The organism is Bradyrhizobium algeriense, from assembly GCF_003062295.1.
Lineage (GTDB): Bacteria > Pseudomonadota > Alphaproteobacteria > Rhizobiales > Xanthobacteraceae > Bradyrhizobium > Bradyrhizobium algeriense.
Genome location: NZ_PYCN01000001.1, coordinates 322,281 through 345,592 on the forward strand (window position 1 = coordinate 322,281; position 23,312 = coordinate 345,592).

General features: G+C 64.5%; 22 protein-coding genes and 1 other RNA gene. 11 read left to right on the forward strand and 12 right to left on the reverse strand.

Annotated features, from left to right (window positions below):
- Window positions 1-163: 163 nt before the first annotated feature.
- The 3 genes from dapD to dapE all read left to right on the forward strand — a co-directional run bounded on the left by dapD (window position 164) and on the right by dapE (window position 2,884).
- On the forward strand, window positions 164-1,009 hold the full coding sequence (gene dapD / locus C7G61_RS01560) for a 2,3,4,5-tetrahydropyridine-2,6-dicarboxylate N-succinyltransferase (RefSeq protein WP_108512306.1): 846 nt from the start codon (window positions 164-166) through the stop codon (window positions 1,007-1,009).
- Between the two features lie 73 nt (window positions 1,010-1,082).
- A complete protein-coding gene (locus C7G61_RS01565; RefSeq protein WP_108512791.1) occupies window positions 1,083-1,733 on the forward strand; it encodes a DUF805 domain-containing protein in 651 nt (216 codons plus the stop codon).
- Entirely contained in the window at window positions 1,730-2,884 is a 1,155-nt protein-coding gene (gene dapE / locus C7G61_RS01570) for a succinyl-diaminopimelate desuccinylase (RefSeq protein WP_108512307.1), read from the forward strand. The genes C7G61_RS01565 and dapE overlap by 4 nt, the downstream gene beginning before the upstream one ends.
- Before the next feature lie 124 nt (window positions 2,885-3,008).
- Here dapE and truA read toward each other — a convergent pair whose 3' ends face one another.
- From truA to def, 3 genes are all read right to left on the reverse strand, one after another.
- Window positions 3,009-3,746, reverse strand: a complete 738-nt coding sequence (gene truA / locus C7G61_RS01575; protein ID WP_108512308.1) for a tRNA pseudouridine(38-40) synthase TruA — start codon at window positions 3,744-3,746, stop codon at window positions 3,009-3,011.
- Window positions 3,746-4,678: a methionyl-tRNA formyltransferase gene (fmt, locus tag C7G61_RS01580; RefSeq protein ID WP_108512309.1), complete on the reverse strand. Its 933-nt coding sequence runs from the start codon at window positions 4,676-4,678 to the stop codon at window positions 3,746-3,748. The genes truA and fmt overlap by 1 nt, the downstream gene beginning before the upstream one ends.
- Before the next feature lie 145 nt (window positions 4,679-4,823).
- A complete protein-coding gene (def, locus tag C7G61_RS01585) occupies window positions 4,824-5,351 on the reverse strand; it encodes a peptide deformylase (RefSeq protein WP_108512310.1) in 528 nt (175 codons plus the stop codon).
- A 170-nt stretch (window positions 5,352-5,521) separates the two neighbouring features.
- Between def and C7G61_RS01590 the strand changes: the two genes are divergently transcribed.
- Window positions 5,522-6,727, forward strand: a complete 1,206-nt coding sequence (locus tag C7G61_RS01590; protein ID WP_108512311.1) for a DNA recombination protein RmuC — start codon at window positions 5,522-5,524, stop codon at window positions 6,725-6,727.
- Between the two features lie 58 nt (window positions 6,728-6,785).
- Window positions 6,786-8,153 carry an AmpG family muropeptide MFS transporter gene (locus tag C7G61_RS01595; protein WP_108512312.1) on the forward strand — a complete coding sequence of 456 codons (1,368 nt, stop codon included), beginning with the start codon at window positions 6,786-6,788 and terminating at the stop codon, window positions 8,151-8,153.
- A 141-nt stretch (window positions 8,154-8,294) separates the two neighbouring features.
- Here the strand turns inward: C7G61_RS01595 and C7G61_RS01600 are convergent, their stop codons facing one another.
- From C7G61_RS01600 to ffs, 5 genes are all read right to left on the reverse strand, one after another.
- Window positions 8,295-8,720: a hypothetical protein gene (locus tag C7G61_RS01600; protein ID WP_190241613.1), complete on the reverse strand. Its 426-nt coding sequence runs from the start codon at window positions 8,718-8,720 to the stop codon at window positions 8,295-8,297.
- Between the two features lie 23 nt (window positions 8,721-8,743).
- Window positions 8,744-9,349: a recombination mediator RecR gene (gene recR, locus C7G61_RS01605; RefSeq protein WP_108512313.1), complete on the reverse strand. Its 606-nt coding sequence runs from the start codon at window positions 9,347-9,349 to the stop codon at window positions 8,744-8,746.
- Window position 9,350: 1 nt separating this feature from the next.
- A complete protein-coding gene (locus C7G61_RS01610) occupies window positions 9,351-9,671 on the reverse strand; it encodes a YbaB/EbfC family nucleoid-associated protein (protein ID WP_108512314.1) in 321 nt (106 codons plus the stop codon).
- A 24-nt stretch (window positions 9,672-9,695) separates the two neighbouring features.
- Window positions 9,696-11,534 (reverse strand): DNA polymerase III subunit gamma/tau, encoded by a 1,839-nt coding sequence (locus C7G61_RS01615; protein ID WP_108512315.1) that lies wholly within the window; start codon window positions 11,532-11,534, stop codon window positions 9,696-9,698.
- A 109-nt stretch (window positions 11,535-11,643) separates the two neighbouring features.
- An RNA gene (ffs, locus tag C7G61_RS01620) (signal recognition particle sRNA small type) lies at window positions 11,644-11,740 on the reverse strand.
- 257 nt (window positions 11,741-11,997) lie between these two features.
- Between ffs and C7G61_RS01625 the strand changes: the two genes are divergently transcribed.
- The 6 genes from C7G61_RS01625 to C7G61_RS01650 all read left to right on the forward strand — a co-directional run bounded on the left by C7G61_RS01625 (window position 11,998) and on the right by C7G61_RS01650 (window position 16,895).
- On the forward strand, window positions 11,998-12,423 hold the full coding sequence (locus C7G61_RS01625; RefSeq protein WP_108512316.1) for an HIT domain-containing protein: 426 nt from the start codon (window positions 11,998-12,000) through the stop codon (window positions 12,421-12,423).
- Between the two features lie 4 nt (window positions 12,424-12,427).
- Entirely contained in the window at window positions 12,428-13,378 is a 951-nt protein-coding gene (gene nudC, locus C7G61_RS01630) for an NAD(+) diphosphatase (protein ID WP_108512317.1), read from the forward strand.
- 80 nt (window positions 13,379-13,458) lie between these two features.
- Window positions 13,459-14,421 (forward strand): sugar kinase, encoded by a 963-nt coding sequence (locus C7G61_RS01635; RefSeq protein WP_108512318.1) that lies wholly within the window; start codon window positions 13,459-13,461, stop codon window positions 14,419-14,421.
- Window positions 14,422-14,489: 68 nt separating this feature from the next.
- Window positions 14,490-14,990, forward strand: coding sequence for an Lrp/AsnC family transcriptional regulator (locus C7G61_RS01640; RefSeq protein ID WP_108512319.1), 501 nt, complete (start codon window positions 14,490-14,492; stop codon window positions 14,988-14,990).
- Between the two features lie 120 nt (window positions 14,991-15,110).
- Entirely contained in the window at window positions 15,111-15,404 is a 294-nt protein-coding gene (locus C7G61_RS01645; protein ID WP_108512793.1) for a hypothetical protein, read from the forward strand.
- A gap of 21 nt (window positions 15,405-15,425) precedes the next feature.
- Window positions 15,426-16,895: a methyl-accepting chemotaxis protein gene (locus C7G61_RS01650; RefSeq protein WP_108512320.1), complete on the forward strand. Its 1,470-nt coding sequence runs from the start codon at window positions 15,426-15,428 to the stop codon at window positions 16,893-16,895.
- Window positions 16,896-17,058: 163 nt separating this feature from the next.
- Here the strand turns inward: C7G61_RS01650 and C7G61_RS01655 are convergent, their stop codons facing one another.
- From C7G61_RS01655 to C7G61_RS01670, 4 genes are all read right to left on the reverse strand, one after another.
- Complete coding sequence (locus C7G61_RS01655; protein ID WP_108512321.1) at window positions 17,059-18,558, reverse strand: phosphomannomutase/phosphoglucomutase; 1,500 nt, start codon at window positions 18,556-18,558, stop codon at window positions 17,059-17,061.
- 123 nt (window positions 18,559-18,681) lie between these two features.
- Window positions 18,682-19,197 (reverse strand): TIGR02281 family clan AA aspartic protease, encoded by a 516-nt coding sequence (locus tag C7G61_RS01660; protein ID WP_108512322.1) that lies wholly within the window; start codon window positions 19,195-19,197, stop codon window positions 18,682-18,684.
- A gap of 123 nt (window positions 19,198-19,320) precedes the next feature.
- Entirely contained in the window at window positions 19,321-21,798 is a 2,478-nt protein-coding gene (hrpB, locus tag C7G61_RS01665; RefSeq protein WP_190241615.1) for an ATP-dependent helicase HrpB, read from the reverse strand.
- 173 nt (window positions 21,799-21,971) lie between these two features.
- Complete coding sequence (locus C7G61_RS01670) at window positions 21,972-23,282, reverse strand: UDP-glucose dehydrogenase family protein (protein WP_108512323.1); 1,311 nt, start codon at window positions 23,280-23,282, stop codon at window positions 21,972-21,974.
- Between the last annotated feature and the right edge of the window lie 30 nt (window positions 23,283-23,312).

The following is a 23,312-nucleotide window of genomic DNA, read 5'->3' on the forward strand; positions in this document are numbered from 1 at the left end:
GGATGGAGCGCAGCGAAATCCGGGGACGGTCTCGCAAATGGGGTGAACAATCCCGGATTGCGCTTCGCTCCATCCGGGCTACGACGCTCTTCCCGCCTTGACTCTCCCTTCTCAAATCCCGAAAAAGCCCGTCAACTTCGCCCGAAAGCCTGAGGAAATCCCGATGTCCCTGTCCGCACTCGAATCCACCGTCAACGCCGCCTTCGATGCCCGCGACGGCATTTCGACGTCGACCAAGGGCGAAGTTCGCGAGGCTGTAGATCACGCGCTCGAGCTGCTCGACAAGGGCGAGGCGCGCGTCGCCGAGCGCGAGGCCAGCGGCAAGTGGAAGGTCAATCAGTGGCTGAAGAAGGCGGTGCTGCTGTCGTTCCGCCTCAACGACATGAGCGCGATCCCCGGCGGCCCGGGCAAGGCGTCGTGGTGGGACAAGGTGCCCTCGAAGTTCGAGGGCTGGGGCGAGAACCGTTTTCGCGATGCAGGCTTCCGCGCGGTGCCGGGCTCGATCGTGCGCCGTTCGGCGTTCATCGCCCGCAACGTCGTGCTGATGCCGTCCTTCGTCAATCTCGGCGCCTATGTCGATGAGGCGACCATGATCGACACCTGGTCCACCGTCGGAAGCTGCGCGCAGATCGGCAAGCGCGTGCATATTTCCGGCGGCGTCGGCATCGGCGGCGTGCTCGAGCCGCTGCAGGCCGAGCCCGTGATCGTCGAGGACGATTGCTTCATCGGCGCGCGCAGCGAAGTGGCGGAAGGCGTGATCGTGCGCAAGGGCGCGGTGCTGTCGATGGGCGTGTTCCTCGGCGCCTCCACCAAGATCGTCGACCGCGAGACCGGCGAGATATTCATCGGCGAAGTTCCGGAATATTCGGTGGTGGTTCCCGGTGCCCTACCCGGCAAGCCCATGAAGAACGGCCAGCCCGGCCCGTCCACCGCCTGCGCCGTGATCGTCAAGCGCGTCGACGAGCGCACCCGCGCCAAGACCAGCATCAACGAGTTGTTGCGGGATTAATCGAACCGGGGACCTGTCCGCGCGACCAATGTACCGGATGGGCGGCATTCTGCCGCCGTCCGGAGAGTTGGGCATGGACTGGACCTGGTACCTGTTCCGATTCGACGGCCGCATCAACCGCGCCTTGCTCTGGCAGGCGCTGCTGATTGTGGTGCTGCTGGCCAGTCTGCTCGGACTGATCGGTCAGGCGATTCACGTCCTCAACGGCCAGAGATCTTTCACCTCCACGCTCAGCTTCTCCTTCGACTTTGCTCTCGACGACCTCTTCAAGGTGGTCGATCCCCGGGCCTATCGCCTGCTGGCGTCCGCCGACCGCTCGACCCTGATTCTCAAGGCGCTCGGCACGTCGCTGTTCCTGTGGATTTACCTCGCGACTGCGATCAAACGGCTGCATGATCGTGACAGGAGCGGCTGGTGGATCGTTCCGTTCTTCGTCGTGCCCGGCCTGTTCACCCAGTTCTCGGACCTGCTGCCCGATTCAAACTGGGGCCTTGCGTTCGTCCTGGCCATGCAAATTCCCTGGCTGTGGGGGCTCATCGAAATGTTCGGTCTGCGCGGCAGCTTGGGCAGCAACCGGTTCGGTCCCGATCCGCTGGCCGAAGTCGAGGACAGCTCCGCGTCCTCGTCGCCCGCACAAAAAAGCTGGGACCAGCAGAGCGAGCTCGAAATTGTCCCACCCAGCGCTAGCCCGCCCGGCGGCATGCATGTTAAGCGGAGCACATGACTGATGCTCTCTCCATGGCCCGCGATCTCATCCGCTGCCCCTCGGTAACCCCGGCCGACGCCGGTGCTCTTGGGGTGCTTGAAGAGGCGCTCGCCGCAGCCGGCTTTGCCTGCCACCGCGTGACCTTCTCCGAGCCCGGCACCGCCGACATCGACAACCTCTACGCCAGCATCGGCACCGAGGCGCCGCACATCACCTTTGCCGGACATACCGACGTGGTGCCGCCCGGCGACGAGACCGCATGGACGCTCGGCGCGTTCTCCGGCGAGATCAGGGACGGTTTCCTCTATGGCCGCGGCGCGGTCGACATGAAGGGCGGCATCGCCTGCAGCGTCGCCGCGGTGCTGCAATATCTCGCCGATAATGGCGGCAAGCCGAAAGGTTCGATCTCGTTTCTGATCACCGGCGACGAGGAAGACATTTCCGTCAACGGCACCATCAAGCTTCTGAAATGGTGCGCGGAGCGCGGCGAGAAATTCGATCATTGCGTGCTCGGCGAGCCGTCGAATGTCGAGGTGCTGGGCGACTGCATCAAGATCGGCCGCCGCGGCTCGCAATCCGGCACGCTCTATGTCGACGGCGTGCAGGGCCATGTCGCCTATCCGCACCGTGCGTCGAACCCGGTGCCGGATATTTCGCGGCTGATCGTGGCGCTCTCCGACGAGCCGCTCGACCACGGCAGCGCGCAGTTCCAGGCCTCCAATCTCGAATTCACCTCCGTCGACGTCGGCAACACCGCGAGCAATGTGATCCCCGGCCAGGCGCGCGCAAAATTCAACATCCGCTTCAACGACAACCACACCCAGGAAACGCTGCGCGCGCTGGTCGAGGAACGGCTGACGAAGGCCTGCGGCAACCGCATCCGCGCCCGCATCGTGTGGGAATATTCCAACTCCAACGTGTTCGTGACAAAACCCGGCGCGTTCACCGATCTCGCGGTCGCCGCGATCGAGGAGGTGACAGGACGCAAGCCGGAGCTTTCGACGAGCGGCGGAACCTCGGACGCACGGTTCATCTCGAGCTATTGCCCGGTGATCGAGTTCGGCCTGGTCGGCCAGACCATGCACCAGATCGACGAGCGCACGCCGGTGTCGGACCTGGAAAAGCTGACGCGGATTTATCGGGGTTTGCTGGACCGGTATTTTGCCTAGCGCACCGCCGTCATCGTCCGCGAAGAATCGTAGGATGGGTGGAGCGCAGCGATACCCATCACCTCGCCGCTAGCCCGATGGGTATCGCTTCGCTCCACCCATCCTACGAGATCGTCGGCGGCGACTAATACTCCACCCGCACCAGATACAATCCCTCCGGCGGCGCGACGGGGCCGCAGGCGGTGCGGTTGCGGGCGGCTAAAGCAGCCGCGAGGTCGTCGGCGCTCCAGCGGCCTTCGCCGACCCACACCAGCGAACCCACCATCGAGCGCACCTGGCTGTGCAGGAACGAGCGCGCGGAAGTGAGGATCGAAACCGCGTCGCCATCCCTGATCACGTCGAGCTGATCGAGCGTCTTCTCGGGCGATTTTGCCTGGCATTCAGTATCGCGAAAGGTCGTGAAATCGTGCTTGCCGAGCAGCCGTTGCGCGGCGACGTGCATCGCGTCCGTATCGAGATGGCGCGGCACCCGCCAGCTTCGCTTGATATCGAGCGCGAGATTGGCGCGGTGGTTGGTGATGCGGTAGCGGTAGTGGCGCCTTTTGGCGGAGAAACGCGCCTCGAAATCATCGGCGACGATTTCCGCGGAGAGCACGCCGATCGGATGCGGGCGCAAATGCGCGTTCAGGCCGTCGCGCAGCCGGCCCGGCGGAAACGGCTTTTGTATATCGCAATGCGCGACCTGCGCCAGCGCGTGAACTCCGGCGTCGGTGCGGCCCGAGCCGTGGACGCGAACCTGCTCGCCGCAGATCGCCTTCACCGCGGCTTCCATCGCGCCCTGCACCGTCGGTGCGTTGTCCTGGATCTGCCAGCCGGAAAACGGCGTGCCGTCATATTCGATGATGAGTTTGTAGCGGGGCATCAGCCGAGCCGCGCTGGTGGCTTGAGCGGCGCACCGCGCAAGAAATCCGCAGCTTTCATCGGGGCCTTGCCGGCGCGCTGCAGTTCCAGAATGCGGATGGCGCCGTCGCCGCAGGCGATCGTCAACCCATCGTCGAGCACCTCGCCCGGCGCGCCCGCGCCCTTGGCCGGTTCGCAGCGCAGGATCTTGATGCGGGCCGGTTCGCCATCGGTTGCGATCTCGCACCAGGCGCCGGGGAACGGCGACAGGCCGTGAATATGCCGCAGCACTTCGCGCGCCGGCCTGCTCCAGTCGATCCGCGCTTCGGCCTTCTCGATCTTGGCGGCGTAGGTCACGCCGTCTTCGCCCTGTTTCTGGAGCTGCAGCCCGCCGCGGGCGAGCCCGCCCATCGCACGCACCATCAAATCGGCGCCGAGCGGCGCCAGCGCATCGTGCAGATCGGCGGCGGTCATGGTGTCCGTGATCGCCAGCCGCTCGGCCATCGCGACGTCGCCGGTGTCGAGGCCGACATCCATCTTCATCACCATCACGCCGCTCTCGACGTCGCCTGCCATGATGGCGCGGTTGATCGGGGCTGCGCCGCGCCAGCGCGGCAAAAGTGAAGCGTGCAGGTTGAAGCAGCCGAGCGGCGGCGCATCCAGAATGGCCTGCGGCAGGATCATGCCGTAGGCGACGACGACCGCCGCATCGGCATTGTGCGCGCGAAATTCCTCCAGCGCTTCCGGCGTCTTCAGCGTGGTTGGCGTCAACACGGGAATCCCCAGCCGCCGCGCCTCCTGCTCGACTGGCGTCGGCTGCAGCTTCATGCCCCGCCCGGCCGGCTTCGGCGCGCGGGTGTAGACGGCCACGACCTCGTGGCCGTGGGCCACGAGTTCCAGCAGCGTCGGCACCGCGAAATCGGGCGTGCCCATGAAGATCAAGCGAAGCGGCATGAGGCGGAAAATCCCGGGACGATTTCAGCTTAATCCGTCATGGCCGGGCTTGTCCCGGCCATCCACGTCTTCCGTGCAGCGAGAAAGAAAGAAAGACGTGGATGCCCGGCACAAGGCCGGGCATGACGGTCGATAGAGTGGCGGCCTATTCCGCCGCGCGCTTGGCGGCTTTGGTAAATTTCTTCAACACGCGATCGCGCTTCAGCTTCGACAGATAGTCGACGAACAGCACGCCGTTGAGGTGGTCGATCTCGTGCTGGATGCAGGTCGCGAACAGGCCGTCGGCGTCCTCCTCGTGCACCTTGCCGTCGAGATCGGTGAAACGGATGCGGACCTGCGCCGGGCGCTCGACTTCCTCGTAATATTCGGGGATCGAGAGGCAGCCCTCCTCGTAGACCGACAATTCCTCCGACGAGGAAATGATTTCCGGATTGATGAACACCCGCGGCCTCGGCTTGGTCTCGCCGTTCTCGTCCTTCTTGGCGAGGTCCATGGTGATCAGCCGCAAGGGTTGCGCGACCTGGATCGCCGCGAGCCCGATGCCGGGCGCGTCGTACATGGTCTCGAACATGTCGTCGGCGAGCTTGCGGATCTCCGCCGTCACCTTCTCGACGGGTTTGGAGACCAGCCGCAACTGCTTGTCCGGCAGGATAATGATTTCTCTTAAGGCCATAGCGCGCGATTTAAGCTGCTGATTTGTCGCGGTCAATGCGCCGGGGCGCCCGTTAAGGCGGCCTTAACCATGATTTTTAACGCGGCGTTAACCACGAAAATTAAGCCTTCATTTACCATAAATGTTCCCTCTTCGTTCGCGAAAGCCGGCGAATCGGGCTACATAGCCGCATGAACGAAATTCTTTTCACCGTCGGCGACCTGCCGATTCACGTTGGCGAGGCGCTGGCAGGTTTTGGCGCGCTCGCTTTGGTGCTGCTGCTGGCGATTGCCGTCGTCATTGCCCGTTCCGGCCGCCGTGGCGCGGAACTGGCGATGGCGCAGGCGATTCGCGCCGACGAGTTGGAAGAGCGCTTAAGCCAGATGCTGCGGGCGCAGAGCGAATCCACCGGCCGGGTCGACGCCATGGCCCAGTCGCTGGCCGGCCGCCAGGCCGAAATGGCGCGCGCGGTCAACGAGCGGCTGGATTCGGTGACGCACCGGGTCGGCCAGTCGATGGAGGCGACCACGCGCCACACCATGGACAGCTTGCGCGTGCTGCACGAGCGGCTCGGCATCATCGACAACGCGCACAAGAACCTCACCGACCTGACCTCGCAGGTGACGACGCTGCGCGATGTGCTCGCCAACAAGCAGTCGCGCGGCGCCTTCGGCCAGGCGCGGATGGAGGCGATCGTGCAGGACGGCATGCCGCAGGGCTCCTACGAGTTCCAGCACACGCTCTCGACGGGGAAGCGGCCGGACTGCGTGGTGTTCCTGCCCGACCAGCGCCCGCTGTGTATCGACGCGAAATTTCCGCTGGAAGCGATGACCGCGTTGCATGACGCACGCAGCGATGAGGAGCGCAAATTCGCGACGCAACGCCTGCGCAACGACGTGATGAAGCACGTCAACGACATCGCCGAGAAATATCTGATCGCCGGCGAGACCCAGGACACCGCACTGATGTTCGTGCCGTCGGAATCGGTCTATGCCGAAATTCACGACGGTTTCGACGACGTAATCCAGAAGGCCTACCGCGCCCGCGTCGTGCTGGTATCGCCCTCGCTTCTGATGCTGGCGATCCAGGTGATGCAGCAGATCCTGAAAGACGCGCGGATGCGCGACGCCGCCGACCAGATCCGCACCGAAGTGCTCAATCTCGGTGACGATCTGGGGCGCCTGCGCGAGCGCGTACTGAAGCTGCAAAAGCACTTTGGCGACGTCAACGAGGACGTTCGCCAGATCCTGATCTCCGCCGACAAGATCGAAAAGCGCGCCGGTCGGATCGAGGAACTGGACTTCAGCAAGGCCGACGCGCCGGTGGAAGTGCCGCGCGTGAAGGCCGGAACAGCCGAGTTGTTCCCCGTGCCGCGCAAGTTGCAGGCGGGGGAGTAGGCGTTTATTGCGCCGCTATAGCCAATATCAAACTGTCAGAATCTGCTAACACCCCTCCATGACCGCACCTGAAACCACGTCGCCGGCATCAGCAACGCCCGCCCCCACGCCCTCCTGGCGCGAGGCGTGGGCGGTCTACATGCAGCCGCGCGTACTGATCGTGCTGATGCTCGGCTTCTCCTCCGGGCTGCCGCTGGCGCTGTCGGGATCGACGCTGCTGGTGTGGATGCGGGAATCCGGCGTCGATCTCGGCACCATCGGGCTGTTTGCGCTGGTCGGCACGCCCTACACGCTGAAATTCATCTGGGCGCCGCTGGTCGATGCACTGCACGTGCCGATCTTTACGCGCGCCTTCGGCCGAAGGCGCGGCTGGCTGGTGTTCTCACAACTGCTCCTGATCGGTGCGATCCTGCTGCTGGCGCTGACCGATCCGGCGCGCTCGCCGCTGTTCGTCGCGCTCGGCGCGCTGCTGGTCGCAACGATGTCGTCGACGCAGGACATCGTGGTCGATGCGTTCCGCGTCGAAAGCCTGCCCGAGAGCGAACAGGCCGCCGGCATGGCGTCCTACGTCGCGGCCTACCGGATCGGCATGCTGGTCTCGACTGCCGGCGTGCTGTTCCTGGTGAGCGCATTCGAAGACACCGGCATCGGGCGCAACGCGGCATGGATGTGGGGCTATGTTGCCATGGCCGCGCTGGTGCTGATCGGCACCCTCACGGCGCTGGCCGCCACCGAACCCGAACAATCGGTGCGCGCGGAGGCCAAGACCCGCGGCGAGGCAGCTTTCTCGCGCGTCATGCATGCGGCCATCGGGGCATTCTCCGAATTTCTCGCCCGCAAATATGCCTGGGTAGCGCTGGCCTTCGTGGTGTTGTTCAAATTCACCGACGCATTTTCCGGCACGATGACCGCGCCGTTCGTGATCGACCTCGGCTTCACCCGCAACGACTACGCCGCGATCGTCAAGGGCGTCGGCCTCATCGCGACCCTGATCGGCGGTTTTGCCGGCGGCTATCTGGCGCGGCGATATTCGCTGGTTGCAAGCCTGTGGATCGGCGGCGTGCTGCAGGCGATCTCCAACCTGGTGTTCGCTTGGCTCGCCTATGTCGGCGTCAATCAATGGGCGCTGGCGGTCGCCATCTCGGCCGAAAACTTCACTGGTGCGATCGGCACCGTGATCTTCGTCGCGTATCTCTCCGCGCTGTGCCAGAACCCGCTACACACGGCTACCCAATATGCGCTGCTCACCGCACTGGCCGCGGTCGGGCGGACTTATTTATCCTCCGGCGCGGGCTTTGTGGCGGAGACCACGGGCTGGCCTCTGTTCTTCGTGATCTCCGTCGCGGTCGCGGTGCCGAGCCTGATCCTGCTGGCCTGGCTGCAGCGGCGCGGGCATTTCGAGGCAGTGGGGCCGGTGAGGGTTTAAGTCTCTTGTAGCCCGGATGAAGCGAAGCGAAATCCGGGGTCGGTCCGACGGCGGTGAAGGCATCCCGGATTGCGCGGAGCCTGTCATCGGGCGCGCATTCGCGCGACCCGTTGGCTCCATCCGGGCTACGAAGTTCGATACTCAATGCTTGGTCACCACGCTCCATTTGGTGATCACGGCTTCGCTCATCTGCCCGGCGTCCTGCGCGCAGGCGACTTCGTCGACTTTCACGGAAATTTCCTTGCCGATGAAATTCTTCAGTTGCGCGGCCTGGGCGTCGCTGCTGGTGACGAGCTGGAACGTCTCCGGTCCGGTTTCGAGGTTGCACAGCCCGTTCGGCGCCGGCAGCCGGCGCGGTTCGCTGGTGATCTGGTAGGTCGCCGCGCGCTTGCTCTTCTTGCCGCCCTTCATGGCGTTGAGTTCACCGGACAGGACATCGCCGGCATTGATCGGCTTGCCGGGCTTCGGCGCCGGCTCGGCCTGCTGCGCCCACGCGGAAGGCGCGGCCAAGGCCACCGCCATCATGAAAACAAAACAGGAGCGCTTGCCGAATCGCGGTCTCGTCATGTCGATCAGTTCCGTTGTGTTGGCTAGAACAGCGTTCGCTGCCGCATGGCAGCCGATAGCGTACCTTCGTCGAGATAATCAAGCTCGCCGCCGACAGGCACGCCATGGGCGAGCCGGGTCACCTTGACGTTGGCGTCCTGCAGGAGATCGGTGATGTAATGGGCGGTGGTTTGGCCATCAACCGTTGCGTTCAGCGCCAGCACGATCTCGCAGACTTGTGATTCGTGCGCGCGGGCCACCAGCGCGTCGATGGTCAGGTCCTGCGGACCGACGCCGTCAAGTGGCGACAATGTGGCGCCGAGCACGTGATAGCGGCCGCTGGTCGCATTCGCCCGTTCCAGCGCCCAGAGATCGGCGACGTCGGCGACCACGACGATGGTCGAGGAATCGCGCCTTGGGTCGGTGCAGACCGTGCAGGGATTTTGCGTGTCGATATTACCGCAGGTCTTGCAGACCTGAATTTTGTCGATTGCGACCTGCAGCGCACCGGCGAGCGGGGTCATCAGCGCTTCGCGCTTCTTGATCAGATGCAGCGCCGCACGCCGCGCCGAGCGCGGCCCCAACCCCGGCAGCCGCGCCAGGAGCTGGATCAGCCGTTCGATTTCGGGGCCGGCAACGCTGGCTGCCATTTCAGGTGAGGCCAAGCCCGGGCGGCAGACCGAGCCCGCCGGTCAGCGCCTGCATTTTTTCCATCGCCGCGGTTTCCGCCTTGCGTCGCGCGTCGTTATGCGCGGTCACCAGCAGATCCTCGAGCACTTCGCGCTCCTCGGCCTTCATCAGCGACGGATCGATCCTGACGCCCTTCACTTCCATTTTCGCCGTCATGCGCACGGCAACCAGCCCGCCGCCGGAAATGCCCTCGACCTCGAGATTGCCGAGCTCGTCCTGCATCGCCTGCATCTTGGATTGCAGTTGCTGCGCCTGCTTCATCATGCCGAGAAAATCAGCCATTCATGCATCCTCTCGAGAGTCCGGTCAGTCGTCGTCGCCGTCGGCGCTCTCGTTCAACTCTTCACTGTTAATATTGGATTCCGGCGGCTCGGCGGCAAGTCGACGCACCTCGACCACTTTGGCGCCGGGAAATCGCGCCAGCACCTCCTGCACCCGCGGATCGGCCTCGGCGGCGCGGGCGTGCTCGTTCCTCGCCTGCTCATTCTGTGAGCGCAGCGTCGGCTGGCCGGCCTCGTTGGAGACGATCACGGTCCAGCGCCGCCCGGTCCATAATTCCAGCTTGCGGGAGAGGTCGTTGAGCAGCCCGCGCGCCGCGTTGCGCTCCAGCGCCACTTCCAGCCGCCCATCCTCGAAACGGACGAGGCGCATATCGGATTCCAGCGCCGCCTTGGTCAGGATATCGCGTTTCTCGCCGGCGAGGGCGACGAGTTGCGGAAAGGTGGTGATCCGCAGGACAGGCGCGGACGCGGTTTGGGCCGACGGCGCCATCTGCGGACGCGCGGAAGCTTCCGCGCCGGAGCGGGGCGAGGCAGGCGTCCGCATCGGCGAAGCGGCAGACATTGAAGATACCGGTGCGGTGGACGCAGGGCGTGACGGCGCCGCGCCGCCGGAGGCCATTTGCGATCCGCCGCCGTTCTGGTCGAGCATCCGGATCGCCTCGTCCGGCGTCGGCAAATCGGCGACATAGGCGATGCGGACCAGCACCATTTCGGCGGCCGCCGCCGGCCGGGTCGCGGTCTGCACCTCGGCGATGCCCTTGAGCAGCATCTGCCACATCCGCGACAGCACCCGCATCGACAATTTTGCGGCAAATTCGCGGGCGCGAACCCGCTCGGTCTCGCCGAATGCGACGTTATCGGCTGTGGCGGGGACGACCTTCACCCGGGTGACGAAATTGACGAATTCGGCGAGGTCGGACAGCACCACGACCGGATCGGCGCCGACGTCATATTGGCTGCGGAATTCGCCAAAGGCGCTGGCGATATCGCCGCGCGCCAGATGCTCGAACAAATCGATCACCCGGGTGCGGTCGGCGAGCCCCAGCATCTGCCGCACGGCATCGGCACGGACAAGGCCCGCCGCATGCGCGATTGCCTGGTCGAACAAAGACAGCGAATCGCGCACCGAGCCTTCGGCGGCGCGGGCGATGATGCCGAGCGCCTCGGGCTCAACCTCGACGCCTTCCTTTTTCGCGATGTTGGAAAGATGCCCCATCAGCACGTCGGCCTCGACCCGGCGGAGATCAAAACGCTGGCAGCGCGACAGCACCGTGACCGGTACCTTGCGGATTTCCGTGGTGGCGAACACGAATTTGGCGTGCTCGGGCGGCTCCTCCAGCGTCTTCAGGAAGGCGTTGAAGGCCGCCGTCGACAGCATGTGGACTTCGTCGATGATGTAGACCTTGTAGCGGGCGCTGGCTGGCGCATAGCGCACGCTGTCATTGATCTGGCGGACGTCGTCGACGCCGGTATGGGAGGCGGCGTCCATTTCCAGCACGTCCATGTGACGGCTTTCCATGATCGCCTGGCAGTGCACGCCGAGGTCCGGCATGTGGATGGTCGGCCCCTTCACCGAACCGTCCTGCTTTTCGTAGTTCAGCGCGCGGGCGAGAATCCGTGCCGTGGTGGTCTTGCCGACGCCGCGGACGCCGGTCAGGATCCAGGCCTGCGGAATCCGGCCCGTCTCGAACGCATTCGAGACGGTGCGGACCATGGCCTCCTGGCCGATCAGGTCTTCAAAACTGGACGGGCGGTATTTGCGTGCCAGCACCCGGTAGGGCTTGGCCGCCTCGTCCTGGCCGAGAGCAAAACCGCCCTGGCCGGCGCCATCGGGGTGATCGGGGGGAGCGCCAGCATCACTCATCGGTCGATCCGCAATTGATTGTCTCTCGGGGCCGGCTTGCGGAAAGGAACGAAATCAGGCGCAAGGGGTAGGCTTTGCCACCACCTTGCGCGATTCGCTCGAAAAACAGGTAGGAGACTGACGAGCGACCCGATCCGGACCTCGTTAGGGCTGCTTCCTTCCGGACCTGACCCGGTTGGCGAGTGGCTCGTCCACCGCCAATCTCCCGGTCCTTATTTGGGGCCAAAAGGTCCGGAAAGCAAGCGGGCTTGGTGAGTGCCATGCGCCGGAACTACCCCCGTTTCGTCATGGCCGGGCTTGACCCGGCCATCCACGTCTTGCTTTTTCAGTGACGCGCGAAAAAGGCGTGGATGCCCGGGGTCACCTAGCGCGAAAACGCGCTTCGCGCTTCTGCCCGGGCATGACGGGGAGTTGTTTGCGGGGGCACTCTCTGCAAGGCTGCTCCAAAATAGAGAAACCCCTGATGCCCTCTGACGCCTCCGCCTGGTCGCTGCATTCCCAGCTCAAAAAGGACACGATCGACATCGGCGACCTGCCGCTGTGCAAGGTGCTGGTCATCAAGGACGCGCATTACCCGTGGCTGTTGCTGGTGCCGCGCCGGGAGAATGCGGTGGAAATCATCGACCTCGACGAGGTCGCGCAGGCGCAGCTGATGACCGAAATTGCGCGGGTCTCGCGCGCCCTGAAAGAGATCACCAGCTGCGACAAGCTGAATGTCGCGGCGCTCGGCAATCTGGTGCCGCAGTTGCATGTCCACGTCATCGCGCGGCGCACCAGCGATGCGGCCTGGCCGCGCCCGGTCTGGGGCGTGATGCCGCCGCTGGCGCATGACGCCGAGGAAGTACAAAATTTCATCAACGCGCTTCGCCGCAAGATCTGGTTGGGTTGAACCGATGTCCACATTCGACAAATATCCGCTGGGGAAGCCCGCTTTCGTCACCCATATTCTGGATCGCGCCGCGCATCTGCGCACCAATGACGAAAAACTGTTCGCGCTGGAGAGCCAGCGCAACGCCGGCGCCTATGTGATCTACCGCGACTCGCTTCTGGTGAGGCAGGAGGCGGATGGACCGCGCGTGCTGCTCGGGGTCGAAGAGGCGGTGAAGCTCGGCGCCAATCCCGGCACGATCTTTTTGGGGCTACGCGACGGCGCGCCGGTTTTCGGCATGGGCATTTCGGCCACGGCCGTTGAGAAGCTGATCACGCGCGACGACGTCGCCGTGACCGAGCTGCGCGGCATGGCGATGCAGGGCACGGTGCCGCCGGAACAGCTCTCCGCCATCGCCATGGCCAAATCGATGGTGACCTGGCACCAGCGCCACGGCTTCTGCGCCAATTGCGGCACCCGCACCGGGATGAAGGAAGGCGGCTGGAAGCGCGAGTGCCCGAGCTGCAAGGCCGAGCATTTTCCGCGCACCGATCCGGTCGTGATCATGCTGGTCACGTCAGGCGAGAAATGCCTGCTCGGCCGACAGAAGCAGTTCATGCCTGGAATGTGGTCGTGTCTGGCCGGCTTCGTCGAAGCCGCCGAGACCATCGAAGACGCGGTCCGCCGCGAGATTTTCGAGGAATCCGGCATCCGCTGCACCGACGTGAGCTATTACATGACGCAGCCATGGCCGTATCCATCATCGCTGATGATCGGATGCGCCGCGCGCGCGCTCAACGAGGACATCGTGGTTGATCGCACCGAGCTTGAGGACGCGCGCTGGTTCGATCGCGCCGAGGTCGCCCTGATGCATCGGCGCGAACATCCTGACGGCTTATTTGCGGCGCATCCGTTCGCGATTGCGCACCATTTGATCGGCCGCTGGGTGCATGGGGGAAACGAAACGAGCGCATAGCGGGAACCGTCCATGGACCAGTTGATTAACTCCGGACCTTGGTTCCGGCTGAAGGCGGAACCGACATGACGGACTCCCGAATGAACTTCCAAGACAATGCGCCCAAAATCCCGCCACGGATTCTCTGCATCGGCATGCCGGTGCGCGACCTTACCTTCAATACCCCCGCTGTACCCGGGCGCGGCTCCAAGGAAAATGCGACAGGCTTCGACGAAATCTGCGGCGGCAACGCGTTGAATGCCGCGATTGGCATCGTAAGGTTAGGGGGCCGCGCCTCGATCTGTGGGCCGATGGGTGATTCCAAGGAAACATCCAGTCGTTTCATCTTCGAGCAAATGGCGCATGAGGGCATCGAAACAAAACACCTCCTTCACATGCCGGGGCTGGTGACGCCGATATCGGCGGTGATGATCGACCCTTCCGGCGAGCGCACGATCGTAACGTTCCGTGATCCGAAATTGTGGCATGTGAAATTGCCTGATTTCGATACGCTGCTGGAGGACTGCGCCGCCATTCTCACCGAGAGCCGCTGCGCCGAATTCTGCACCGACCTCTGCGCCGAGGCTATCAGGCGTGGCATTCCCGTGATCGTCGACGTCGATCGCGCGATGTCGCTGCGCGAGGGCCTGCTGAACGCCTCCTCCCACCTGGTGTTCTCGAGCGAGCCGCTGCAGGAGACTGCAGACGTCACCGACGACGCCCAGGCGCTGAAGAAGATCGCAAAACTGACCCCGTCGTTCCTGGCGGGAACCCGCGGCCCGAGGGGCACGATCTGGCTCGACGAGAACGGGAAGATCCAGGAAACCCCGGCCTTCCCGGTGCATACGGTGGACACCCTCGGCGCCGGTGACGTGTTCCACGGCGCGTTTGCGCTGGCCATCACCGAGAAGCAGGAATTGCGGCAAGCGCTGCGATTCGCCTCCGCCGCCGCAGCGCTGAAATGCACCCGCTTCGGCGGCGCTTTCGCAGCCCCGCAACGTGCTGAAGTTGAAGAGCTTTTGAGTCACGGCCAGGTGGCAGACCGGGCGCCGACCGGTCAATAGCAGGACTTGCTATAGAAGAATTTTCTATATATTAGGAGATTGAACCTCCCGTATGGAACATTCTTCTCATGACCGATCTAGCCGTTCAGCTCCCTGAAGCCAACCGCCGCCTGGATGCCATCGACCGCAAGATCCTGACGGTGCTGCAGGAGGACGCCTCCCTGTCGGTCGCCGAGATCGGGGACCGGGTCGGGCTGTCGTCGACGCCGTGCTGGAAGCGGATCCAGCGGCTGGAGGCCGACGGCGTGATCCTGCGCCGGGTGGCGCTGGTCGATCAGAACAAGATCGGGCTCGGCATTTCGGTGTTCGTCTCGGTCGAGAGCTCCGACCATTCCGAGGCCTGGCTGAAGACGTTCGCCAGCGCCGTCAGCGCCATGCCCGAGGTGATGGAGTTCTACCGCATGGCCGGCGACGTCGACTACATGCTGCGCGTCGTGGTCGCCGACATGGCGAGCTATGACGTGTTCTACAAAAAGCTGATCAGCGCCGTGCCGCTGAAGAACGTCACCTCGCGTTTTGCGATGGAGAAGATCAAGTCGGTGACCGCGCTGCCGGTGCCGGCGGCGTAAGTAACCTCCGTAATTCTACGGAGCGGGTCCGTTCACCGAACGTTAGCCCTGTGTCCATAGACACGGCGGATGGGTCGGAATGTCACACTCAGCCACCGATGGCCCGCATGGCTCAACGCCGTGCTGTTGCTGATCGCCAGCTTCATCGGCGTCGCAGCACTGTCGTTTCAGGCTCGCCCGGGCACCGAAGTCGTGGCCGTAGCATTTCCAGTTTGGTGGGATTCTCAGCAGGCGTTCTCAGCCGCCGCTTCAGCCAATGCTGCAATCGTCCGCGTGACCGCCGTTCCATCGCTGCTGGTGGTGCGGCCCGACGGCGTTGAGGGATTGTCACGGCTGCACGAGGCCGGAGCCTGGTTCGTAATCGATCCGCAAGCGATCGCGGCCTGTTTCACAAACAAAGCAGCTATTTATTGAATGCATATTGGGAATCCGGAAATGACCATTGAAAGCGATGACCTTGCAGCTTTGCGCGAAACCACCAGCAAGGCCTTGCTGGGATTGCTCTGGCTTCATGTTCCCATTGCGCTCGCCATCGGCCTGATGCGCGATAGCGGCTGGCTGGCGCCAACCGCGCTGACGGCGGCGATGGCGCTGGCTGCGACCCTGTCGTGGCGCACCTCGGGTAACGGGCTTTCGACGCGGCTGATCTTTGGCGTCGCCCTGATGGGCAGCGTGTCGGTGTTTACCTTCCAGCTCGCCGGCCATGCCTGGCAGGTCGACACGCACATGTATTTCTTCGCCACGCTGGCATGTCTCCTCGCCTATTGCGACTATCGCCCGATCCTCGCCGGCGCGGTCGCGGTCGCGCTGCATCATCTGGTGCTGAACTTCCTGCTTCCGGCGGCGGTTTATCCCGGCGGCGCCGATCTCGGCCGCGTCGTGCTTCACGCCGTCATTCTTCTGATCGAGGCCGGCGTGCTGAGCTGGCTGGCGGTGAAGCTGTCCAGCCTGTTCGAGACGACCGCGCAGAAGACCGCCGAGGCGGAAGCGGCAAATGCCGCCGAAGCCCGAGCCAATATCGACCGGATGACCGCCGAACGGCAGGCCAAACAGGACAGCGACGCGACGCGACGCGAACTCGCCGCGGGCTTCGAGCGCAAGATCGGCAGCATCGTCGAGGCGGTCGCGTTAACCGCCAACGAGGTGCAGGGCCTCTCCACTTTGATGAGCAAGAGCAACGCGGAAACCACGCGGCATACCGCAGAGGCGGCGGCCGCCTCGACCCGGGCCTCGTCGAACGTGGAAACGGTTGCGGCGGCGACCGAGGAGCTGACGGCCTCCATCAGCAACATTGCCCAGCAGGTGACGCGCTCCGCCGAAATCGCCAACAAGGCCGCCGAAGAGGCCCGCCGCACCAACTCCGTGGTTGAGGGGCTTGCCGCCGGCACCCAGAAGATCGGCGAAGTCGTCACGCTGATCCAGAGCATTGCGAGCCAGACCAACCTGCTGGCGCTGAACGCCACGATCGAAGCCGCCCGTGCCGGCGAACATGGACGGGGATTTGCGGTGGTGGCGAGCGAAGTCAAGGCGCTGGCCAATCAGACCGCGAAGGCAACGGAAGAAATCTCCGCGCAGGTGCAGGACATCCAGACGGCCACCAGCCAGGCCGTCAGCGCCATCCAGGCGATCGGCGGAACCATCGCCGAGATCGACGAGATATCCAATGAAGTCGCCGCCGCCGTCGATCAACAGGGCGCAGCGACGCGGGAAATCGCCGGCAATGTGCAGCAGGCGGCCAACGGTACGCGGGACGTCAACGGCAACATTCTCAGTGTCAGCCGTGCTTCCGAAGAGGCCGGCCGGGCAACATCGAAGCTACTGGATGCTGCGAACGGTCTGTCGTCGCAATCCGACCGGCTGAAGTCCGAGGTCGGCAGCTTCCTGGGCTCGCTGCACGTAGCGTAAGAATTCGAGAACACTGTCATCGTCCGCCTTGTGCGCAATTGCGCACTGGGGCGGACGATCCAATATTCCAGAGACGCTCGTTTTCAACCGATAAGCCGCGGCGTACTGGATCCCCCGCCTTCGCGGGGGACGACGATCGCGTGTGAAGCAAGCGCCGCCGCTCTCAAATCTTCTGATTATACGCGCCGACTTCCGGATGCGTGCGCAGCACGGAATCCATCGCCTCGAACATGTCGCGCATGCGCTGCTCGCTCACCGGGCTCTCGACCACCACGACCAGTTCCGGCTTGTTGGATGAGGCCCGCACCAGGCCCCAGCTTCCATCTTCAACCGTGACACGGACGCCGTTGACGGTGACGAGATCGCGGATCTTCTGGCCGGCAACCTTGTCGCCGTTTTTCTGCAACGCCTCGAAATGCTTCACCACGGCATCGGCAACGCCGTATTTGGTTTCGTCGGCGCAATGCGGCGACATCGTCGGCGACGACCAGGTCTTCGGCAGCGCATCTTTCAGGTCCGCCATCGACTTGCCAGGCGCGCGGTCGAGCATCTCGCAGATCGCAATCGCCGAGACCAGACCGTCGTCATAGCCGCGGCCGAACGGCTTGTTGAAGAAGAAGTGTCCGGATTTTTCGAACCCCGCCAGCGCGCCCATCTCGTTGGTGCGGCGCTTCATGTAGGAATGCCCGGTCTTCCAATAGGCCGTCTTCGCGCCCTGCTTCTGCAGCACCGGGTCCGTCACGAAAAGTCCAGTCGATTTCACGTCGACCACGAACTGCGCATCCTTGTGGATCGCCGACATGTCGCGCGCCAGCATCACGCCGACCTTGTCGGCGAAGATTTCCTCGCCGGTGTTGTCGACCACGCCGCAGCGGTCGCCGTCGCCGTCGAAGCCCAGGCCGACATCGGCCTTGTGCTTGAGCACCGCGTCGCGAATCGCGTGCAGCATCTCCATGTCTTCGGGGTTCGGATTGTATTTCGGGAAGGTGTGGTCGAGTTCGGTGTCGAGCGGGATCACCTCGCAGCCGATCGCTTCCATCACCTGCGGCGCGAACGCGCCGGCCGTGCCGTTGCCGCAGGCGACCACGACTTTCAGCTTGCGCTTCAGCTTCGGCCGGCTGGTGAGATCGGCGATGTAGCGCGCCGGGAAATCTTCGTGGAACTGGTAGGAACCGCCCGCCTTGTTGTTGAACTCGGCGTTGAGCACGATTTGCCTCAGCCGCGTCATCTCGTCGGGGCCGAAGGTGAGCGGACGGTTGGCGCCCATCTTGACGCCGGTCCAGCCATTGTCGTTATGCGAGGCCGTCACCATCGCGACGCAGGGCACGTCTAGATCGAACTGCGCGAAATAAGCCATCGGCGTCACCGCCAGCCCGATGTCGTGCACCTTGCAGCCCGCCGCCATCAGGCCTGAGATCAGCGCGTATTTGATCGAGGCCGAATAGCCGCGAAAATCATGGCCGGTAACGATTTCTTGTTTGACGCCGAGTTCCGCAATCAGCGCGCCGAGCCCCATGCCCAGCGCCTGAATACCCATCAGGTTGATTTCCTTCTCGAACAGCCAGCGCGCGTCGTATTCGCGAAAGCCGGTTGCCTTTACCATCGGCCCGGATTCGAACTCATAGGTATTCGGAACCAGCATGGATTTGGGCTTGGGGAACATGGGCTGCCTTGTCGTGAAAATGCTTAAGGGAACACCGCAGCCATAGCGAATACGCGGGCCGGGCGATAGGCGGGACTGGCGCGTTGTGGCAGCTAATTAAGGCAGATTGGTAACCGGTAAACCTTACTGTTCCAGCACCAGCCTGCCGTTGGCGTATTCGAACCGCTTCAGCTTCGACAGGAACGACAGGCCAAGCAGGTTTTCCGACAGCGCCTCATCCGGCAGCACCACGGCGTCGACGTCGCGCACCACGAGGCCGCCAAGCTCGATCATCGCAAGCCGCGTGCGCGCGGCCTTGATAGTGCCGTTGGCGGTGGTGACGGTCGCGTTGTAGTCGCTGCGCGAAGGACGGAAGCCAAACCGCGCCGCGGACTTTTCGTTCAGCGCCACCAGCGAGGCGCCGGTGTCGACCATGAAATTCATGCGCTGACCGTCGATGTGGCCGTCGGTCTGGAAATGGCCGCGGGCGTCGCGGGGAATGTCGAGGCTGCGGCCGGAGGCCTGCGCGACCGTTTGCGCGGGCGCTGCTTTCGGCGAAGTGCTGGCGGAGGCCGGCGCCAGCGACATCTTGTCCGCCATCTGCCCCATGTAGGTGCCGAGACCGACCAGGACGGCGGCAAGGATCATCAGGTTACGCATTACGCCACACTCGATTCCCAGACCACCGATAACACCACGGCAGGGGCAAGCCGCGACTTAACAGAGGCGACCGCGGCTGCCATTTTGACGAAAAGGATGAGTGAAGCGTTAACGGGCGCGCGTTTACGTCCCGCGCGGCTTGACCCGGCGGGTCGGCAGCGCGGTAGCCGGGTCTTCCGGCCAGGGGTGGCGGGGATAGCGGCCGCGCAGGTCGGAACGCACGGCCGCATAGCTGCCGCGCCAGAAGCCCGGAAGGTCGCGCGTCACCTGCACGGGACGCTGCGCCGGAGACAACAATTCCAGCACCAGCGGCGCCGCGCCCTTGGCGATCGAGGGATGGGTGTTGAGCCCGAACAATTCCTGCAAGCGCACGGCAATGGTCGGGCCCTGCTCGGCTTCGTAGTCGATCGCCAGCATGGTGCCGGTCGGCGCTTCGAAATGCGTCGGCGCTTCGCGCTCCAGCCGCGCGCGCAATTCCCACGGCAACAATGCCATCAGCGCGTCCGAAAGATCGCCCGGGGAAAGCTCCTTCAGCGAGGTCTTGTCGTAGAGAACAGGAACCAGCCAGTTCTCGCAGTCGGCAGCGAGCGCAGTGTCCGACAGATCGGGCCAGCTATCGCCTTCCGCCTTGCGCAGGAACATCACGCGGTCGCGCCACTGCTTCAGGGATTTCGACCACGGCAGCTTGTCGATCCCGGCCGCAACCAATCCTGCGGCGAAAATGCGCGCGGTTTCCGCCGAGGGCGACAGCGCGATCGGCGCTTCCGACAGCGTGATCGCGTGCAGCGTCCGCTTGCGGCGCCCGCGCAGCGCCATCGCGCCGCGATCGAACGAAGTCTCTTCGGTATCCTCGATCTGATCGGCGAAGCGCGCTTCGATATCGGCTTGCGCGATCGGCGCCGCCAGCAGAATGCGCCCCTGGGCCGCGGTGCCGGTCAGCTCGGCAACGGCGATATAGGGCGCGCGTGCCAGCGACGAGGTTTGCTCGACGGCGGCGCCACGGCCATTGGCGAGCACGAAGCTGCCATTGCCGCGATTGCGGGCAACGCGGTCGGGAAAGGCGAGTGCGAGCATGATCCCGGTCGACGGCGATGCGTCCTCGCCGGCTGGCCCTTCCGTTGAAGCCACCTGCTGTGCCCAGCGCTGCGACAGGCTGCGGGCGCTACTGGCACGCGGCGAGCGGTCGCGGCGGAACTGGTCGAGCCTGTGATCGAGATCGACGCTGTCACCGCCGAGGCCGCGCTCGGTCAGGATCGCCGCGATGTCGGCCGCCTCCTCGCCCGCCCCCAGCCGATGCGAATCCACGATCATGCGCGCCAGCCGCGGCGGCAGCGCCAGCGCGCGGAGGCTCTTGCCCTCCGCGGTGATCCGGCCATCCGAATCGAGCGCGCCGAGTTCGTGCAGCAGGCTGTTGGCTTCCTTCAAGGCCGGCGCCGGTGGCGAATCGAGAAATGCCAGCGCGGAGGGATCGCGGACGCCCCACTGCGCGAGATCGAGCACCAGCGAGGACAGATCGGCCGAGAGAATCTCGGGTTGGGTATAGGCCGCGAGCGAAGCGGTCTGCGGCTCGTCCCACAGCCGGTAGCACACGCCGGGCTCGGTGCGGCCGGCGCGGCCGCGACGCTGATCGACCGCGGCGCGCGAGGCGCGCACGGTCTCCAGCCGCGTCAGGCCGATATCTGGCTCGTAGCGCGGCACCCGCGCCAGGCCGGAATCGACGACGATGCGGACGCCCTCGATTGTCAGCGAGGTCTCGGCGATCGAGGTTGCCAGCACGACCTTGCGCTGGCCGTTCGGCGCCGGCGCGATCGCACGGTCCTGCACGGCGGCGTCGAGCGCACCGAACAGCGGCACGATTTCGACGCTCGCATCATGAACGCGCTCGCCGAGAAAATTCTGCGTGCGGCGGATTTCGGCCGCGCCCGGCAGAAACGCCAGCACCGAGCCGGGATCGGCGCGCAGCGCGACAGCGATCGCATCCGCCATCTGCCGCTCAATGGGCGCATCCGCCTTGCGGCCGAGATAGCGTGTCTCGACCGGAAAGGCGCGGCCTTCGCTGGCCACCACCGGCGCGTCGCCTAGCAATTTGCCGACCCGCGCGCCGTCAAGCGTCGCCGACATCACCAGGATGCGCAAATCCTCGCGCAAGCCGGTCTGCGCATCGCGCGCCAGCGCCAGGCCCAGATCGGCGTCGAGCGAACGCTCGTGAAACTCGTCGAACAGCACGGCGGCGACGCCGTTCAGTTCGGGATCATCAAGAATTTGGCGCGAAAAAATTCCCTCGGTGACGACCTCGATCCGCGTCGCGCGCGATATTTTTGAGCCGAAACGGACGCGGTAGCCGACGGTCTCCCCTGCCCGCTCGCCGAGCGTCCGTGCCATCCGCTCGGCACTGGCCCGCGCCGCGATCCGCCGCGGCTCCAGCATGATGATCTTTTTGCCGTTCAGCCAGGGCGCGTCGAGCAGCGCCAGCGGCACCCGCGTGGTCTTGCCGGCGCCGGGAGGGGCCACCAGCACCGCGGCGTTGTTGGCCGCGAGCGCGTGCGCGAGCTCGTCCAGCACCGCGTCGATCGGTAGAGGCGTGTCGAAGGTGCGGGGCAATTGCGGCTCGTATCATTGGCTCTCTTCCCCTCTCCCCTTGTGGGAGAGGGTGGATCGAATGAGCGTCAGCTCATTCGAGACGGGTGAGGGGTCTGTCTCCGCGGATAGAGACCCCTCATCCGTCTTCGCTTCGCGAAGCCACCTTCTCCCACAAGGGGAGAAGGGAAGGAAGATCAAGTCGTCACGCGCCCCACGCTCTCATAGGTAAAGCCATGCGCGGCCATGTCCTCGGGACGGTAGATGTTGCGCAAATCCACCACGACCGGCTGCGCCATTTCGGCCCTGAGGCGGGCCAGATCGAGCGCCCGGAACTGGACCCACTCGGTGACGATCACCAGCGCATCAGCGCCGCGCGCGCATTCGTAAGGGTCGGCGCAATATTCGATCTCGGGCAGTTCCTTCTTCGCCTGCTCCATGCCGACCGGATCGTGCGCCCGCACTTTCGCGCCCATGTCGAGCAGGCCGGTGACCAGCGGGATCGACGGCGCCTCGCGCATGTCGTCGGTGTCAGGCTTGAAGGTTAGGCCGAGCACGGCCACCGTCTTGCCACGCAAATTGCCGCCGACGGCATTGGAAACCTTGCGCGCCATCGCCCGCTTTCTGATGTCGTTGACGCCGAGCACCGCCTCGACGATGCGCAACTGCACATCATGGTCCTGCGCGATCTTGACCAGCGCACGGGTATCCTTCGGAAAGCACGAACCGCCGAAGCCCGGCCCGGCATGCAGGAATTTCGAGCCGATCCGGTTATCGAGCCCGATGCCGCGCGCGACCTGCTGCACGTCGGCGCCGACCTTCTCTGACAGATCGGCGATTTCGTTGATGAAGGTGATCTTGGTGGCGAGGAACGCGTTCGCCGCGTATTTGATTAATTCCGCGGTACGCCGCGCGGTGAACATCAGCGGCGCTTGGTTGAGCGACAGCGGCCGGTAGACGTCGCCGAGCACCTTGCGGCCGCGCTCATCATCGGTACCGACCACGATGCGATCGGGGAATTTAAAGTCGCGGATCGCAGCGCCCTCGCGCAGGAATTCCGGATTGGAGGCGACCACAACATCGGCCGACGGATTGGCCTCGAGAATCAAGCGCTCGACCTCGTCACCGGTGCCTACCGGCACAGTCGATTTTGTCACCACCACCGTGAAGCCGGACAGCGCAGCCGCGATCTCGCGCGCGGCGCTGTAGACGTAAGTGAGGTCGGCATGGCCGTCGCCGCGCCGCGATGGGGTGCCGACCGCGATGAACACGGCGTCGGCTTCCGCGACCGGTGCGGTCAGGTCGGTGGTGAAATCCAGCCGCTTGGCCTTGACGTTGGACGCCACCAGCGCGTCGAGCCCGGGCTCGAAGATCGGGATTTCACCCCTGCGCAGGGCTTCGATCTTGCCGGCATCCTTGTCCACGCAGGTGACCTGGTGGCCGAAATCCGCAAAGCAGGCGCCGGATACCAGCCCCACATAGCCCGTGCCAATCATGGCGATTCGCATGAAATCAGTCCGTATTTGATGGTTAACGCC

Excerpts from the sequence above, each read along its gene's own strand:
- C7G61_RS01650 (WP_108512320.1), top strand. The coding sequence starts at position 15,426 with ATGACCATTGAAAGCGATGACCTTGCAGCTTTGCGCGAAACCACCAGC.
- C7G61_RS01595 (WP_108512312.1), top strand. The coding sequence starts at position 6,786 with ATGACCGCACCTGAAACCACGTCGCCGGCATCAGCAACGCCCGCCCCC.
- C7G61_RS01600 (WP_190241613.1), bottom strand. The coding sequence starts at position 8,720 with ATGACGAGACCGCGATTCGGCAAGCGCTCCTGTTTTGTTTTCATGATG.
- fmt (WP_108512309.1), bottom strand. The coding sequence starts at position 4,678 with ATGCCGCTTCGCTTGATCTTCATGGGCACGCCCGATTTCGCGGTGCCG.
- def (WP_108512310.1), bottom strand. The coding sequence starts at position 5,351 with ATGGCCTTAAGAGAAATCATTATCCTGCCGGACAAGCAGTTGCGGCTG.
- truA (WP_108512308.1), bottom strand. The coding sequence starts at position 3,746 with ATGCCCCGCTACAAACTCATCATCGAATATGACGGCACGCCGTTTTCC.
- C7G61_RS01590 (WP_108512311.1), top strand. The coding sequence starts at position 5,522 with ATGAACGAAATTCTTTTCACCGTCGGCGACCTGCCGATTCACGTTGGC.
- dapE (WP_108512307.1), top strand. The coding sequence starts at position 1,730 with ATGACTGATGCTCTCTCCATGGCCCGCGATCTCATCCGCTGCCCCTCG.
- C7G61_RS01565 (WP_108512791.1), top strand. The coding sequence starts at position 1,083 with ATGGACTGGACCTGGTACCTGTTCCGATTCGACGGCCGCATCAACCGC.
- C7G61_RS01615 (WP_108512315.1), bottom strand. The coding sequence starts at position 11,534 with ATGAGTGATGCTGGCGCTCCCCCCGATCACCCCGATGGCGCCGGCCAG.
- C7G61_RS01660 (WP_108512322.1), bottom strand. The coding sequence starts at position 19,197 with ATGCGTAACCTGATGATCCTTGCCGCCGTCCTGGTCGGTCTCGGCACC.
- C7G61_RS01610 (WP_108512314.1), bottom strand. The coding sequence starts at position 9,671 with ATGGCTGATTTTCTCGGCATGATGAAGCAGGCGCAGCAACTGCAATCC.
- C7G61_RS01670 (WP_108512323.1), bottom strand. The coding sequence starts at position 23,282 with ATGCGAATCGCCATGATTGGCACGGGCTATGTGGGGCTGGTATCCGGC.
- C7G61_RS01635 (WP_108512318.1), top strand. The coding sequence starts at position 13,459 with ATGAACTTCCAAGACAATGCGCCCAAAATCCCGCCACGGATTCTCTGC.
- recR (WP_108512313.1), bottom strand. The coding sequence starts at position 9,349 with ATGGCAGCCAGCGTTGCCGGCCCCGAAATCGAACGGCTGATCCAGCTC.
- C7G61_RS01640 (WP_108512319.1), top strand. The coding sequence starts at position 14,490 with ATGACCGATCTAGCCGTTCAGCTCCCTGAAGCCAACCGCCGCCTGGAT.
- C7G61_RS01655 (WP_108512321.1), bottom strand. The coding sequence starts at position 18,558 with ATGTTCCCCAAGCCCAAATCCATGCTGGTTCCGAATACCTATGAGTTC.
- dapD (WP_108512306.1), top strand. The coding sequence starts at position 164 with ATGTCCCTGTCCGCACTCGAATCCACCGTCAACGCCGCCTTCGATGCC.
- C7G61_RS01625 (WP_108512316.1), top strand. The coding sequence starts at position 11,998 with ATGCCCTCTGACGCCTCCGCCTGGTCGCTGCATTCCCAGCTCAAAAAG.
- nudC (WP_108512317.1), top strand. The coding sequence starts at position 12,428 with ATGTCCACATTCGACAAATATCCGCTGGGGAAGCCCGCTTTCGTCACC.